Origin of the sequence: Streptomyces sp. ActVer, from assembly GCF_027270795.1 — a bacterium.
GTDB lineage: Bacteria > Actinomycetota > Actinomycetes > Streptomycetales > Streptomycetaceae > Streptomyces > Streptomyces umbrinus_A.
Genome location: NZ_JAPWHT010000256.1, coordinates 1 through 14,480 on the forward strand (window position 1 = coordinate 1; position 14,480 = coordinate 14,480).

The 14,480-nt window shown below is 71.8% G+C and carries 14 protein-coding genes; 7 read left to right on the forward strand and 7 right to left on the reverse strand.

Going from position 1 to position 14,480, the window contains the following annotated elements:
• Positions 1–1,244, forward strand: a 1,244-nt coding sequence (locus O3Q52_RS33035; protein WP_269652346.1) for an FUSC family protein, incomplete at its 5' end; no start/stop codon positions are given.
• Between the two features lie 100 nt (positions 1,245–1,344).
• Here the strand turns inward: O3Q52_RS33035 and O3Q52_RS33040 are convergent.
• A complete protein-coding gene (locus O3Q52_RS33040) occupies positions 1,345–2,295 on the reverse strand; it encodes an endonuclease/exonuclease/phosphatase family protein (protein WP_269652347.1) in 951 nt (316 codons plus the stop codon).
• 147 nt (positions 2,296–2,442) lie between these two features.
• Here O3Q52_RS33040 and O3Q52_RS33045 point away from each other — a divergent pair, with 147 nt between their 5' ends.
• The 4 genes from O3Q52_RS33045 (at position 2,443) to O3Q52_RS33060 (ending at position 6,444) form a co-directional block, all read left to right on the forward strand.
• On the forward strand, positions 2,443–3,888 hold the full coding sequence (locus tag O3Q52_RS33045; protein ID WP_269652348.1) for an amidohydrolase: 1,446 nt from the start codon (positions 2,443–2,445) through the stop codon (positions 3,886–3,888).
• Between the two features lie 111 nt (positions 3,889–3,999).
• Positions 4,000–5,247: a cytochrome P450 gene (locus O3Q52_RS33050; protein WP_269652349.1), complete on the forward strand. Its 1,248-nt coding sequence runs from the start codon at positions 4,000–4,002 to the stop codon at positions 5,245–5,247.
• An 86-nt stretch (positions 5,248–5,333) separates the two neighbouring features.
• Positions 5,334–6,047 (forward strand): DUF899 domain-containing protein, encoded by a 714-nt coding sequence (locus tag O3Q52_RS33055; RefSeq protein WP_269652350.1) that lies wholly within the window; start codon positions 5,334–5,336, stop codon positions 6,045–6,047.
• Between the two features lie 226 nt (positions 6,048–6,273).
• Complete coding sequence (locus O3Q52_RS33060; RefSeq protein WP_169801964.1) at positions 6,274–6,444, forward strand: hypothetical protein; 171 nt, start codon at positions 6,274–6,276, stop codon at positions 6,442–6,444.
• Between the two features lie 57 nt (positions 6,445–6,501).
• Here O3Q52_RS33060 and O3Q52_RS33065 read toward each other — a convergent pair whose 3' ends face one another.
• The 3 genes from O3Q52_RS33065 to O3Q52_RS33075 all read right to left on the reverse strand — a co-directional run bounded on the left by O3Q52_RS33065 (position 6,502) and on the right by O3Q52_RS33075 (position 10,031).
• Positions 6,502–8,364, reverse strand: a complete 1,863-nt coding sequence (locus O3Q52_RS33065; RefSeq protein WP_269652357.1) for an ABC transporter ATP-binding protein — start codon at positions 8,362–8,364, stop codon at positions 6,502–6,504.
• Between the two features lie 482 nt (positions 8,365–8,846).
• Complete coding sequence (locus O3Q52_RS33070; protein ID WP_269652351.1) at positions 8,847–9,302, reverse strand: hypothetical protein; 456 nt, start codon at positions 9,300–9,302, stop codon at positions 8,847–8,849.
• A 90-nt stretch (positions 9,303–9,392) separates the two neighbouring features.
• Positions 9,393–10,031, reverse strand: coding sequence for an ATP-binding protein (locus O3Q52_RS33075; RefSeq protein WP_269652352.1), 639 nt, complete (start codon positions 10,029–10,031; stop codon positions 9,393–9,395).
• A 177-nt stretch (positions 10,032–10,208) separates the two neighbouring features.
• Between O3Q52_RS33075 and O3Q52_RS33080 the strand changes: the two genes are divergently transcribed.
• Together O3Q52_RS33080 and O3Q52_RS33085 are read left to right on the forward strand one after the other, a co-directional pair.
• Positions 10,209–11,069, forward strand: coding sequence for a helix-turn-helix transcriptional regulator (locus O3Q52_RS33080; RefSeq protein WP_269652353.1), 861 nt, complete (start codon positions 10,209–10,211; stop codon positions 11,067–11,069).
• Positions 11,070–11,333, forward strand: coding sequence for a DUF397 domain-containing protein (locus O3Q52_RS33085; RefSeq protein WP_055616070.1), 264 nt, complete (start codon positions 11,070–11,072; stop codon positions 11,331–11,333).
• A gap of 89 nt (positions 11,334–11,422) precedes the next feature.
• Here the strand turns inward: O3Q52_RS33085 and O3Q52_RS33090 are convergent, their stop codons facing one another.
• The 3 genes from O3Q52_RS33090 to O3Q52_RS33100 form a co-directional block, all read right to left on the reverse strand.
• On the reverse strand, positions 11,423–12,139 hold the full coding sequence (locus O3Q52_RS33090) for a sulfur transferase domain-containing protein (RefSeq protein WP_269652354.1): 717 nt from the start codon (positions 12,137–12,139) through the stop codon (positions 11,423–11,425).
• A 226-nt stretch (positions 12,140–12,365) separates the two neighbouring features.
• Complete coding sequence (locus tag O3Q52_RS33095; protein WP_269652355.1) at positions 12,366–13,193, reverse strand: hypothetical protein; 828 nt, start codon at positions 13,191–13,193, stop codon at positions 12,366–12,368.
• A gap of 103 nt (positions 13,194–13,296) precedes the next feature.
• The coding region (locus O3Q52_RS33100; protein WP_269652356.1) for a PEP-utilizing enzyme at positions 13,297–14,480 on the reverse strand (1,184 nt) is incomplete at its 5' end.

Here is a 14,480-nt window from a genome sequence, read left to right on the forward strand (position 1 = left end):
CCGCGACCGCGCTGGCCTGGGCCGGGGACGCGCTGCCCGCCCGTACGGCGGAGGGGCCGCGACGGCTCGCCGTCGCCGTACGGACCGGCGAGCCCTGCGGGCCGCTGCCCGCGCCCGCCCGGTCCGTACCCGGACTGCGTGCCCTCGACGACGCACTCCTGCACGCCGCCGAGACCTTCGACCGCGGCGGCAAGCAGACCGGCGGCAGGAAGCCCGGCAGCCGGCGGATCGACGGCGAGAGGACCAGCAGCGAGAAGGCCGATGACAAGCGCGGCGCCGCCCCCCACAGCGACGTGGACGCCGCTCTTCGCAGCGACACCGGCACCAACCCCCTCGACCGCGGCGCCCGGCAGACCGCGCACAAGGGCCTGCGCCTGCGCCCCCTCCGTACCAAGGCCCTGCTCCGCACGGTCACCGGCCAGGGCGGCCGTGAGTACGGCTTCCGCGTCGCCCTCTGCTACGGAGCCAGCGCGGCCGTCGCGCAGGCCTTGCACCACGTGCACTGGTACTGGCTGCCGGCCACCGCCGTCTTCCTCGTGAAGCCGGACCTCGGGCCGCTCGTCTCGCGCGTGCTCAACCGGGCGGCCGGCACCGTCCTGGGCGCCCTCGTCTTCGCGGGGTTCGCGGCCGTGCTGCCCCGGCCGGAGGGGCTCGTGGCGCTCGTGGCGATCAGCGGGGCCCTGATACCCGTCGCCACCAGGCACTTCGCCGCGCAGACCGCCGTCGTCACCGTCCTCGTACTCGCCCTCGTCATGGTCGGCGGGGAGCCGGAAGCCTCCTGGAGCCGTATCGGCGAGACGCTGCTGGCCTGCGCGATCGTCCTGATCGTCGGACATCTGCCGGCTCCGGGACAGCGCGGCGGGAACGTGAGGGCGCGGTTGGACGCCGCCACCGACGCCGCACACGCGTATCTCACCCACGTACTGAGCGGCGCCGACGACCGGGCCGCCCGCTGGGCGCTGCGCCGCGAGGCCTACCGGAAGCTGGCCGAGGCCCGGGCCGCGATCGACCGCGCCGCCGCCGAACTTCCCACCCTGGCCCGGCACACGGAGGGCACCGACGAGGTCGCCGCCACCCTCGAACGCCTCGTCGACACCACCACCGCCTGTGCCGTGCACCTCGACGACACGGGCCGGCTCACCCCGCGGCACACCGAGCGCCTCGCCACCCTCCTCGACGAACTCGTCGAGCAGCGCGAGCGCGCCGGCCTCGCGGACCCTCCGGCAGACCTCCTCAGCGCCTGAGCGGCGGACCCTCCAGGGCTCCTCTCAGCGCCTGACCGACGAGCCCGCCAAGGTTCCCCTCGGCGCCCGACCGACGAACGGGCTTCCCCGAGGGCTCCCCTCAGGGTTCTATCCGCACCCACACCGGCGCATGGTCCGACCCCGCCGCGTCCCGCCGTGCCCCCGCGTTCTCGTCGACCGACGGCAGCGGGGTCTCCCGGACCGGAGTCCCCGTCCCCGCCCCGGTCACGTGGTCGAGCAGCAGTCGGCTGACCAGTATGTGGTCGATCAGTTCGGGGCGGCCGGAGTGGACGCGGGAGAAGCGCTGCTCCTCCGGGATGAGGGGCGCGATGTTCCAGAGCCGGGCCGCGTCCCCCTTGTCGGGCCGTTCGAAGCCCGGCGTGCCGATCTCGGAACCGGGCGGGCCCTGGAGTATCTGGGTCGTGGCGGCCGCCACCTCGTCGTTGAGGTCGCCGAGCACGGCCACGTTCCGCTCCTTGCCCTTGCCGTCGAGGAGGTCGTCGGCGACGGCACGCAGCGTCGTGGCCTCGGCGGCCCGCCGGTACAGGGCGTACGCGCCGTAGCGGGCCCGCTCGCCCTCGTTCCGCGGCTGGAACCGGCCGCCCGGGAACGTCAGCAGCTTCGACTTGAGATGGCAGACCGCCACGGTCAGGGTCGTGCCCCGCACGGTTATCTCCGCGGTCAGGATGCCGCGGCCCGTCCGCGAGACCGGCTCACTGTCGTCGTCGCTCTGAACGGCTCGCATCGGTTCGGGGAAAGCGTTCGTGTCGGTGATCTTCCGTGGTTTCGGGCGGCTGAGGAAGCCGACCCTGATGCCGCGGCTGTCCGGATGCTCCGAGAGCGCGATGTGCCAGTCGCCGTCCAGCATCGCGGCCAGGTCCTCCAACGCCTCGGGATCGCCGACCTCCTGCACGCCGAGCAGCGTGGGGTCGAGCTCCGCGACGACCGACGCCAGCGCGGCGAGCTTCGCCTTGTACGCGTCCTCGCCGCGCGGTCCGAAGTCGCCGCCGGGCCGGTACAGATTCTCCAGGTTCCAGGTGCCGAGGAGCATGCCGGGCTCCTTCCCGGACGCGCCTTCCAGGGCCCGCCCGTCGAATGGTGAGGCCAGCGTGCGCGCGAAACCGCCGGGGCGACAGGGCAGGAACAGGATGCGCGGTTCACGTCACCCGACGGCACGATCCCGTCGTACCGTGGCGTGATGACCTCGCCCGAGCCCACGCCCGACGCGACGCCCAACGCCTCTGCCGATGATCGGGCCAACTCGCCCGGCACAAAAGCCCCGGCCGATCTCATTATCACCCGGTGCACCGCCCTGGTGCACGACGATCACGAACAGATCGGCTTCGTCGAGGACGCCACCATCGTCGTACGGGCCGGCCGCATCGAGACGATCACCACGGGCCCCGTGGACCTCTCCGCAGCTGACCACCCCGCTCCTGGCCTCTCCGCCGCCGAGCACATCGACGCCCGCGGACAGGTCGCGATGCCCGGCCTCGTCAACTGCCATACGCACGCCCCGATGGTCACCCTGCGCGGCATCGCGGAGGACCTGCCCATCGAGGAGTGGTTCAACGACTTCGCCTGGCCCATCGAGTCCAACCTCCAGGAGAAGGACGTGGAGTTGGGCGCGCGGCTCGCCTGCGCCGAGATGATCCGGGGCGGGGTCACCTGCTTCGCGGACCACTACTTCTCGATGGACACGGTCGCCGCCGTGACCGCCGAGAGCGGGATGCGCGCCAACCTCGGGCAGGCCTTCTTCTCCTCCCAGGGCGCCGAGGGACGTGAGCAGTCGCTGGACTTCGCCCTCCGCCACCGCGACACCGCCGACGGCCGCATCACCACGTCACTCGCCCCGCACGCCCCGTACACCGTCGAGGACGCCGACCTCGCCGCCACTGCCCAACTTGCCAGGGAACACGGCCTGTTGGTGCACATCCACGCCTCCGAGAACCGCGACCAGGCCGACACCAGTCTCGCCCGCCACGGCCGCACCCCCATCGAGGTGCTGGCCGACGCCGGACTCCTCGACACCGACCTGCTCATCGCGCACGGCACCGGCATCATGGAGCGCGACCTGCCCGTACTCGGCCGCGCCACCGGCCGGATCGCCGTGGCCAGCGCGCCCCGGGGCTACCTCAAGTTCGCCTGGCCCACGACGACTCCGGTACGCGCACTCCGCGAGCTCGGCATCCCCGTGGGCCTCGCCACGGACGGGGCCGCGTCCAACAGCTCCCTGGACGTGTGGGAGTCCATGGCCCTCACGGCGCTGGTCCAGAAGTTCACCGAGGGCGATCCGCGGTGGCTGACCTCCCGACAGGCCCTGCACCACGCGACGTTGCAGAGTGCGCGGGCGGTCGGCCTCGGCGAGGAGATCGGCAGTCTCGCGCCGGGGCGTCGGGCCGACATCATCCTCGTCGACGTGAGCGGCCCGCACACCCAGCCCGTGCACGACCTCGCCGCCACCCTCGTACACAGCGCCCGCTCCGGCGACGTACGCACGACGATCGTCGACGGGCGGGTGATCATGCGCGAACGAGAACTGCTCACGCTCGATGTGCCCGCGATCGTGCGGGAGATGAACGAACGGATGCCCGCGCTGATCGACCGGAGCCACGGCAAGCGGATCCAGGACTACGACACGTGAGCGCTCCGCTGGGCGTACGGGTATTCGGGCATGCGGTTCGTTTTGCTGCGGGTCGGTGGGGGCTTGTCGCGCAGTTCCCCGCGCCCCTTTCGGGGCGCTTAGGGTGGGCGCATGTCCACTGACCAGGACCTTCTTTCCGATGACCTTCTCAACGACGGCCTCCTCACTCACCCGTACGCCGTCTACGACCGGCTGCGTGACACCGCGCCCGTGCACCGCGTCACCGGCCCCGACGGCAGCCCCGCCTGGCTGGTCACGCGCTACGACGACGTACGCGAGGCCCTGGCGAATCCGCTCCTCTCGCTGGACAAGAGGCATGCGCTGCCCGGTGGTTACAAGGGCTTTGCTCTGCCGCCCGCGCTGGACGCGAACCTTCTCAACATGGATCCGCCCGACCACACCCGCATCCGCCGCCTGGTCGGCCGGGCCTTCACAACGCGCCGCGTCGAGCAACTGCGCGCCCCCATCAGGCAGACCGCCGACCGGCTTCTCGACGCACTGGGCGCGCACGGCGGTACGGACCTGATCGCCGCGTACGCCGCCCCGCTCCCCATCACCGTCATCTGCGACCTGCTCGGCGTACCGGACGGGCACCGCCGCGACTTCCGGGCCTGGACCGATGTGCTCGTCGCGCCGGATCGGGCCAGGCCGCAGGCGGCCAAAGAGGCCGTCGTGGCGATGCTCGGCTTCTTCACCCAACTCCTCGCCGACAAGCGGAAAGAGCCTGCCGACGACCTGCTCTCCGACCTCATCGCGGTCAGGGACGAGAGCGACAGTGCGGGAGGCGGCAGTACGGGGAGCGACCGTGCGGGGAGCGATCGGCTCACCGAGGACGAGTTGATGTCGCTCGCCTTCCTCATCCTCTTCGCGGGATACGAGAACACGGTGCAGCTCATCGGCACCGCGGTCCTCGCGCTGCTCCAGCACCCCGACCAACTGGCCGCTCTCCGCGCGGACCCCACCCGGCTCCCGGCCGCCGTCGAGGAGTTCGTCCGCTACGACGGACCGGCCCTGCTGGCCATCCGCCGCTTCCCGCGGGAGGACGTGACGATCGGCGACGTCACCGTCCCGGCGGGCGAGACGGTCCTGCTGTCCCTGGGTGCCGCCAACCGCGACCCCCGCCGCTTCCCGGACGCCGACCGGTTCGACCTCGGGCGCGACGCCGGCGGACATCTCGCGCTCGGACACGGCATCCACTACTGCCTGGGCGCACCACTGGCCCGACTGGAGACGGAGATCGCCCTGGCCGCCCTCCTGGAACGCCTCCCCGACCTGGAACTCGACGGCGACCCGGGCGACCTCCGGTGGCGACCGTCGCTCCGCGCCCGCGGCCTGCTCGCGCTGCCGGTGACGTACTGAAGAAAAGAAATTCCGCGCCCCACCGATGAGTTCCGCCCCTCCCTCCGGTCCACCCCAGGGAAAGCACCGCACCGGAGGAGGGGCAAATGACGCTTCCGCGGATCGTGTCGCGCGACGAGTGGCGCGGCGCACGCGAGGAACTGCTGGTCAGGGAGAAGGCAGCGACCCGCGCGCGTGACGCGCTGAACGCCGAGCGGCGACGACTGCCGATGGTCGAGATCGACAAGGAGTACGTCTTCGAGGGCGGGGACGGCAAGGCGACCCTGTTCGACCTCTTCGAAGGGCGGCCTCAACTCGTCGTCTACCACTTCATGTTCGCGCCGGAGTGGGAAGCGGGCTGCCGCAGTTGCTCGGGGTTCGTCGACCAGATCGGGCACCTCGCGCATCTGCACGCGCGGGGCACCGAGTTCGCGGTGGTCTCCAGGGCCCCGTACACGAAGATCCTGCCCTTCAAGGCGCGGATGGGATGGTCGGTGCCCTGGTACTCGTCGTACGGCAACGACTTCAACCACGACTTCCAGGTGTCGTTCGAGGGCCACGAAAGCAGCGCCGGCGGCCAGAGCCACGATCCGTACGAACGGCCCGGGCTGAGCTGTTTCCTCCGGGACCGTGAGCGGATCTTCCACACGTACTCGACGTACGAGCGCGGACTGGACGGACTGGGCTCCACCACGAGTCTCCTGGACCTCACCGCCCTCGGCAGGCAGGAGGAGTGGGAGCAGCCGGAGGGGCGCGCGTCGGCCATGGGCGCGCCCGCGGGCAGCGAGCGCGTCCGGTACCACGACGAGTACGAGGACTGAGTCCGGCCGGGGCACAAAAGGCCGCGCGAAAGGCCTGTGAAGGGCCACGCGAAGGGCCGTACAGAGGGTCGGTACGGCCTGAGAGGTGTTTCACAAGGTGTGATGGCCGCGTGTCAGCTACGTCTCAGTAACGTCACTTCGCGAGACGTCCACCCCATGTTTGGCGTTTAACTCTTCAAGGGCTCTCTGGAGATCTCAGGAGAGCAGCGCTACATGGAGGTGCAACGTGGTGAACGGGCGAACGGTGCTGGAGCGCTTTCCCGCCGGTGGGCCGCGTGGTTCGTGGCCGGCCGAGGAGTTCGCGCAGGCGCGCCGCCTGGAGGGGCAGCACGTCGAGGTCATCATGGACCTGTCGACGGACGCTTTCCTGGTGGTCGTGCGGGAACTCGCCGAGTGAGCCGGGCGGGCCGGGCCGGCCGCCGAGGGCCTCACCCGGCGTGAGGCACGAAGACCTTCAGCCGGCCTTGGGCGCCGGCACCCTGGCGGCGAACTGCTCCGCCTGGAGCGAGTACAACTCGGCGTAGACCCCGCCCGAGGACAGCAGCTCCTCCGGAGTGCCGGACTCCACGAGCCGGCCCTGGTCGAGGACGTGCACCAGGTCGGCATGGCGCACCGACGCGAGGCGGTGTGTGATGAGGATGACCGTCTGACCGGTACCCGCGAGGGCCCGGATCTTCTCGAAGACCTCCAGCTCGGCACGGGCGTCGAGAGCCGCCGTCGGCTCGTCCACGACCAGGATCGCGCCCCTCCGGTACGCCGCCCGCGCGATACCGAGCCGCTGCCACTGGCCGCCCGACAGCTCGTGGCCGCCGCTGAACATGCGGGCCAGCAGCGTGTCCAGACCGCGCGGCAGATCGTCCACCACGTTCTCGGCGCCCGCCTCGGTGACGGACGTGCGCAGCCGCTCGTCGGTGAGGGGCGCCGACGTCCGGCCGATCGCGACGTTCACCCGGGCCGTGAACGGCCACCTCTTGAAGTCCTGCGCCACCATCGCGATGCGCTCGGCGAGCTGGTGCCGGTCGGCGGTCGCCGCGTCCACGCCGTCCCACAGGATCCGGCCCCGCTGCGGCGCGTACAGGCCAGACAACAGCTTGACCAGGGTGGTCTTCCCGGAGCCGTTCTCCCCGACCAGCGCCACGATCTTGCCGAGCGGCACGGTGAGCGTCAGGTCCGCCAGCGCCGGGCGGGCCGCACTGCCCGGATAGGTGAACGTGACGTCCTCGAAGCGGATCTCGCGCGGCTCCTCGGGCAGCGGTTCGCCGCCGACCGGGATGGCACGCTCGGCCGCCTCCACGTACAAGCGTTGAAGATCCCCGACGAACAGGGCTTCCTCATGGAGGCTGTTGACCTCCAGGACGAGCGTGTCGAGATTCCCGGAGCCCGTACGGATCGCGATCACCGCCGTGCCCGCCACGGACAGCGCCATCGCACCGGCCAGCAGCAGCCCGCCGAGCGTCGCGTACGTCGCCACGGTCGCGAGGCCCGTCCAGGCGGCCGCGATCAGTCCGGTCCGGGCCCCCAGTCGGGCCAGCCGGGCCTGTTCCGCCTCGGCGGACTCCGACATCGCGCGGAAGTGCCGCAGCAGGAAGGGGCCGACCCCGTGGACGCGGATCTCGGGTGCCGCGGCGGGCTCGGTGAGCAGACCGCTGATCAGCTGGCCGGCCCGGGCGTGCTGCACCCAGGCGTGGAACAACGTGTAGCGGCGCCGCGCCATGGTCAGCGCGCTCCAGGCGCTCGGCAGCGTCATCGTCACCAGCAGCGGCAGCAGTGCCACGTGCAGCACCGTCAGCACGCCGGCCGCCGCGATCAGCGAGATCCCCGCGTTCACCACGCGCGTGGCGATCCTGATCATTCGCCGGGCGGACGAGGCGCCGTACTGCGCTGTGTCCAGCAGCTTGTGGAAGGCCTCGTCCTCGATCGCGGACAGCTCGACGGCCGCCGCCCGCTCCAGATACAGCTCCGTCGCGACGCGCTCGACCTTCGGTTCGAGGCGGCCCGTGGCGTATGTCGAGGCGGCTCGCAGCAGTGCGGCGACCAGCATCACGAGGGCGACGACGACGAGCGCGGGCACCGCGTCGCGCAGCCGGTCCTCCACCGGGCCGGTCGCCATCAGGCGCCCCAGGACGCTGTTGACGGCCAGCAGGCTCACCGCCTGGGCCAGGCCGCGGCCCACCTCCGCGCCGACCACGATCCGTGCCGCCCGCCGGTCCGCCTGCCAGGCGAGCCGGAAACTGGACGCCAGCAGCGTGGGCAGCCGTGTCACCATGGCCCGGAAGTTCAGCTCCAGAAACGCGTCGGAATGCTGCGACCAGCCCATGTCGTAGCGCAACGGACCGCCGAACAGCAGCCGCTCCGACTCGGACGGTTCGGGCTCGGACGGCTCGTGTTTGGGCGGTTCGGGCTCGGACGGCTCGTGCTTGGACGGTTCGGGACCGGCCGCGCCGGGTTTCCCGTTCACGGATCCCGCCTTCGCGGATGCCGTCGGCCCGGTCTTCCTCGTGGTTCTCCGCCCGATTCTCCGCCCGGTCTTCTTCGCAGCCCCCGCAGATTCCGCAGGTCCCACCGGTGACCTCCCCCGATTGTGGCCGAACGGCCACTATCGCGGCGCGGGACGCCATCGGGCAGGGCGCGTGCCCGGTCCGCCACGGCGTAACCGGAGCACGCCCGGGCGCTCACGGTCGCGCGCTGTGGGGGGCGCGCCCCGAAGGGGCGCGGGGCTGTGACATAAGCGGCTCCGCCGCGGGGCGCGACCAGCCCACGACTATCCGCAGGCGAATGCAGCGCACCCCAGCGGAGCGCTCACGCGCTGACGGGTCTCGTCCAGGCCGGCGGAGTCCCCGTCAACCGGCACAGCGCCAGATAGAGCGGGATCGGCGGCGTGTACGGAAGCGTGCCGCCGGGCTTGTGGATGAGTCCGGGAAGACCGGGCGAGGCGGGTACGAGCGCCCCCGTGGCGTAGTGCGCGGGCGCCGGCCACTCCAGGGCGACGTCGGAGTCGGAGGGCACGAGCCACCACCAGTGCGTGCTGTCGGCGTACACACAGCCGACGCGCGGCAGGCGGGGCATCAGCAGCGGGCCGAGTCTCGCGGGCATGGCCACCGCGTCACAGCCCAGCGGCGCCCGCATGCCCTCCGGCACGGTCAGCCGCCGCGACGGCCCGGTACCGGACGTCTTCCGCAGGCCGCGCTCCAGGCGGACCAGCGTGTCCAGGTTCAGCACCCGTGGCGCACCGGCCGACGTTGCCCTCACACCCATTCAGCCCCCGTCCGTTCTCCAATTTTTCCGAACCATCCGGAAACGGCTGTCGCCGCACCAGCCGGGAAGCGGCTGGAACGATTCAGGTCACTACCAGTCGTGCCCGGCCGGGGGCGGCTGCGAGCCGCTCGGCTCCGCATGGGCGTGTTCCCCGTGCGCGTCTTCCCGGGTCGGCGAGGAGCCGGCTGGGGCCGGCCGGCTCCTCGCACTCCAGCCCAGGTCCGACCGCGGCTCGGCGCCGTTGTTCGCCGAGCGCGGCAGTTCGGCCCAGACCAGCAGTCCGGGACCGGTTTCCTGGGCGCCCCAGGCTGTGCACATCGCCGCGACGAGAAGCAGTCCCCTCCCGTGCTCCTCTTCGGGACGCTGTGGCGACGGGTGGGGCTCACCCGGCGCACACCCCTCGTCACGGACGGCTATCCGCACCAGGTCGCCGCCGTCGTGCAGCTCGCACACCACATGGCGGCTCGCCGTGTGCACTATGGCGTTGGTGACCAGTTCGGAGACGACGAGCTCCGCCGTGTCGCAGGTGTCCTCACAGACCGACCAGCCGGAGAGCCGGGCACGCGTCAGATGCCGGGCCTGTGCTGCGGAGCCCGGATGTGCGGCCAACTCGAAGCGGAACCGGCGCTCGGCTGCCGCCTCGGGGCGTACCCCAGCGGTGGCAGCGAGACGGAACCGGTCCTCGGCTGCGTCTGTTCCTAACGGCGCGGACGGAATCACGCTTGCCACTATCTCCCCGTCGTGAACACTTGGCAAGTGTCACTCTGAAAATTGCAGAGTGCAGTGTTCCGTGCCGTATGGCCATGGCACACTGCTCGCAACAGCATGTGGCGCGGCGTCAGTTGGGTACCCGTTCGGGGCCCGAACGGGCGCCGCCCGGGCTGTCTGGACAAAGTGGAGGTGGACGTGAGCGAGCCGCGGTCCGCGCCGACGGTCGGGCAGGTCGTCCTCGGACGGCGCCTGCTTGACCTGCGGGAGCGTGCGGGGCTCAAGCGTGAGGAGGCCGCGCGGATCCTGCGCGTCACCTCCGCCACCGTCCGCCGCATGGAGACGGCCGAGGTAGCGCTCAAAATCCCGTACCTCCAGCTCCTGCTGAAGTCGTACGGCGTCTCCGACGAAGAGGCCGAGGCCTTCGTCGCCCTGGCGGAGGAGGCGAACCAGCCGGGCTGGTGGCAGCGCTTCCACGACATCCTGCCGGGCTGGTTCTCGATGTACGTCAGCCTGGAGGGCGCCGCCGTCCTCATCCGCTCGTACGAACCCCACTTCGTTCCCGGAGTGCTGCAGACCGAGGAGTACGCGCGTGGCGTCATGGAATCCGGCGCCATCGGCCAGACCAGACCCGAGGACATCGAGCGCCATGTGGCGCTGCGCATGCAACGCCAGGAGCTGCTGACGCGCGAGGGCGCGCCCCGGTTCTGGGCCGTGATGGACGAGACCGCCGTGCGCCGCCCCGTAGGCGGCCCCGAGGTCATGCGCGCCCAGATCGACAGGCTGCTCGAGGCCACGAAGCTGCCCAACGTGACGCTGCAGATCGCGCCCTTCTCCTCGGGGCCGCACGCGGGCACGTACGGGCCCTTCGTGCTGTTCCGCTTTGCCATGCCAGAACTTCCGGACATGGTCTACAGCGAGTACCTGACCGGCGCCGTCTACCTGGACGGACGTACCGAGGTGGCAACCCACCTCGAGGTCATGGACCGCATGGCGGCGCAGGCCGCCACGGCACATCGCACGAAGGAGATCCTGCTGGATCTCCGCAAGGAGCTGTGAATGGATCGCATCAAGACCCGGATACGCAACGCGCGGATCTACAACGGCATGCCCGCCCGCGAACTGGGCAGCGAGGGCTGGCACAAGCCGTGGAGCGGCGGCAACGGCGGCAACTGCCTGGAGGCGATGAAGCTCTCCGACGGCCGGATCGCCGTCCGCCAGTCGGCGGATCCGGACGGGCCCGCCCTCATCTACACCCCCGGCGAGATGACCGCGTTCATCCAGGGAGCCAAGGCGGGGGAGGCCGACTTCCTGCTCTCCTGAGGCCGCCGACCGGCCGATCCTTGATCCGCACCTATTTGTCCCACGTGCTTTCTACCTTGGCATTCAGTTGATCCAGTGACCCAGTCGATTCACCACCAGGACCACATGCGCCGAGGCGCGTCCACCAGCCGGCTCACCGCCACGATCGGGAAAGGCGGCTGTTCGGCACGGTCCTGGCCGAGGCTCAGCGCGTAATAGATCTGCTCGATCGAAGGCGGTCCGACCGCGAGGTTGCGCCGGACCGCCACCGACGGGGACTCCTGTCCGGCCTGTACGAGATAGGCCGCGGCCATCGTCCCCGTACGGCCCACACCCGCACCGCAGTGCACGAACACCGGCCCCGGGGCCGCGCCCACGACGCTCAGGAAGCGTCGTACCTGGTGCGGCGTCGGGGTCTGTCCGTCCCGGATCGGCAGCCGTACGGCATCGAGACCCGCCCTGCCCGGCCCGGCCAGCTGGGAGGCGCTCAGGTCCTCGGCCCGCAGGTCGACGACCGTGGTGAAGCCGAGCCCGGCCAGCTCGCGGTAGCCCGCGGGGGAGGGGGCGGCGCCCCGCCACAGTGCCCCTTCGGCGTCGACGGGCTGGAAGTGGTGGATGCCCTGGACCGCGTGCGTCCCTTCCGGCGGAGGGGTCTGTTCCCGGGTCCAGTACGACAGCGCGAGGATGCCCAGCGCACCGGTCGCCCAGAGGGCGAGATAGCCGAGACCGAGTCCGGCGAGCACTCTCAGCACGGTTCGGCGCAGGGATCTGCGCGGCCGGCCGGTGGGCAGGGTGGTGCGGGGAGGGGACGGAGCGACGACAGCCATGGGCGACCCGGAGGCTCGGGGACGAGGGGCGCGGGCTCGGGGAGGAGGGGCGCCTTGGCATCGTAACCCGGGCCGCCGGGGCGAGAGTTGTCCGTGTATGGCAGAAGTTGCCCGTGTGAGGGAAGGGGTGGAAGCGACCGGAGTTTCCGGTTCGAACCACTGCGCCGGGGCGGGGCGTCGCCCACGGGTGCGCGCTCGGTCGTCGTCCGCGTCCGCACGTCCGCGCTCAGTCGTCGTCCGCGTCCGCGTCGCCGATGCCGACCACCGTGAGGTGTGTACGGTCCAGGCCGGTGTCCTCCAGGCAGCCGCGCAGCCGCATCCGGTCGTGGTCGGTCAGCGCGGGCTGGACCACGCCCGCGAAGAGACCGTCGCCCAGCGTGCCGAGGGTGGCGCGGTTCAGCGGTACGGACGTCGAGTCCCGGCAGCGTTCCCAGAGTTGGTGCGCGGCGAGGGACTCCCGCTCGGCGGTCATGTTCGTACCGCGCATGTCGACCTTCAGCAGGAGGGAGGTCGCCTCGGAGTTCTTCGCGTCCTCCTCGCGGGTCTGGGTGAGGTCGGCGAGCCCCACGACGAGCGCGCCGGCCAGCGTGGCCCCGACCGCGCTCACGACGAGCACGCGCGCGGTACGGCCACGCCGTCCTCGCCCGCCGATGGGTGGCAGGTCGTCGAGGTCGTCCATGCCGTCCGGATCGGCCATGCTGTTCGGATCGGCGTCCCGGGCCGGATCCGGTGCAGCCAGGACGGCGAGCCGCCCCGCGAGCCGCCGTTCCGCCGTGGGCCGGGCCGTGGCCGACGCGATCCGTTGCACGATCCAGGCGAGACCGGAGAGCAGCACACCGGTGACCATCAGGACCGGCACGAAGACGTACGTACGACTCGTCGGCTCGTCCAGCCAGCGGAACCGGTCGCCCGCCGGCTTGGTGTCCTTCTCCCGCAGCCGCGCCAGCACGTCCTCCTGCCGACGGTCCGCGTCACGCATCCGCTCCTCGATCCGCGAGAGCCGCCCGAGCAGCACGATCCCGAGCAGCATCACCTCGACGACCAGCAGCAACACCCCGCACAGGATGGCCCGTTGCCACTGCCACCGGTACAGATAGATGACGACGTACGTCCCCGCTCCCGCGGCCGCCGCGCCCCGAAGAAATAGGCGACGCGCCTCATCGGGGGTCTCCCTGGGGCTCCTGGCCGAGGACCTGTCGTTCCTGCTGTTCCTCTTCTTCCTGCTCCCGCACGTGGCCGAGGGCTTGTTCGTCCTGCTCCCGCACGTGTACGTCGCCGGCGGTGCCGTCGACCGTGAGGCGGGACCCGGGCGGGAAGCGGCGTACGGCGTCCGTGGCGCCGACGACCGTGGGCAGGCCGAACTCCCTGGCCAGCACGGCGAGATGGGACAGGGGGCTGCCCGTCTGGGCGACGAGCCCCGCGAGACCGGGGAGGAGCGGGGCGAGCGCGGGGTCGAGCGTGCGGACGACGAGTACGGGGTCGGCGGGCCGGGTCCCGGTGCCGTCCCAGGCCGTTCCGGCGGCCCGTCCGCCGGACACGCCCTGGCCCGCGCCTTCGCTCCCGCCCTTGTCCTTGCCCTTGGCCACGGGCTGTTCGGCGACGACCGTGCCGCCCTCCGCGAGACGGAACGCGTCGGGCAGGGGCGCCGACACGGCTCGCGGCAGACGTTCCTTGAAGTCGCCGGGCAGGCGGCCGTGTTCGAGCGCCTCGACGAACTCCCGCCACCGCAGCAGCCCGACCTTCGACGCCTCGCCCGGACCGCCCCCTACGGCCAGCCGCCGCGCCGCCTCCCGGACGAGCCGCACCTGGAGTTCCTGCACCCAGCGGACACGGAGGCGGAGCGCCTCGCGGGGAGGGAGCGAGGGGAGGGGGCGGGGGAGTGAGTCCAGGGCGGCGAGTGTGTCCGTGTCCGTGAGGGCTGCCGTGAAGGCGGCGCCCTGACGTGTCGTCGGTGCGCCCTGCGAGTGTCCGGGATCCGCCGGAAGCCTCAACTCCCTGCCCAGACCGGGTGCCACCAGCGCCAGCACCACCGGCTGCGCCGCCACCATCCGGGCGTCCGGTACGCCGAGAGCGTGGGCCTCGGCGAGGGCGGCGAGGGCCGTGCCCGCGGCCGTGGCGCGGGGTTCGGGGAGGAGGGCGCCCGCGAGAGCCTCCTGGGCGTGCAGGGAGACCAGGGCGGCACGGGTCCAGCGGAGGGTGGAGACGAGGTCCGGGCGGGTGAGCCGGTCCGCGGGCGGTGTCTCGGCGAGCCGGCGGTCGACGTCCGCGACGAGGTCCACCGCGAGACCGGGCAGCGCCGCCGTCAGCCTGCCCACCCGCCACGCGGCGGCCAGTCGGCGGG

What these genes read in the sequence shown, in the direction of transcription:
- O3Q52_RS33070 (WP_269652351.1), bottom strand. Translation starts at nt 9,302, where the DNA reads ATGGGTGTGAGGGCAACGTCGGCCGGTGCGCCACGGGTGCTGAACCTG.
- O3Q52_RS33090 (WP_269652354.1), bottom strand. Translation starts at nt 12,139, where the DNA reads ATGGCTGTCGTCGCTCCGTCCCCTCCCCGCACCACCCTGCCCACCGGC.
- O3Q52_RS33040 (WP_269652347.1), bottom strand. Translation starts at nt 2,295, where the DNA reads ATGCTCCTCGGCACCTGGAACCTGGAGAATCTGTACCGGCCCGGCGGC.
- O3Q52_RS33055 (WP_269652350.1), top strand. Translation starts at nt 5,334, where the DNA reads ATGACGCTTCCGCGGATCGTGTCGCGCGACGAGTGGCGCGGCGCACGC.
- O3Q52_RS33045 (WP_269652348.1), top strand. Translation starts at nt 2,443, where the DNA reads ATGACCTCGCCCGAGCCCACGCCCGACGCGACGCCCAACGCCTCTGCC.
- O3Q52_RS33050 (WP_269652349.1), top strand. Translation starts at nt 4,000, where the DNA reads ATGTCCACTGACCAGGACCTTCTTTCCGATGACCTTCTCAACGACGGC.
- O3Q52_RS33065 (WP_269652357.1), bottom strand. Translation starts at nt 8,364, where the DNA reads ATGGGCTGGTCGCAGCATTCCGACGCGTTTCTGGAGCTGAACTTCCGG.
- O3Q52_RS33085 (WP_055616070.1), top strand. Translation starts at nt 11,070, where the DNA reads ATGGATCGCATCAAGACCCGGATACGCAACGCGCGGATCTACAACGGC.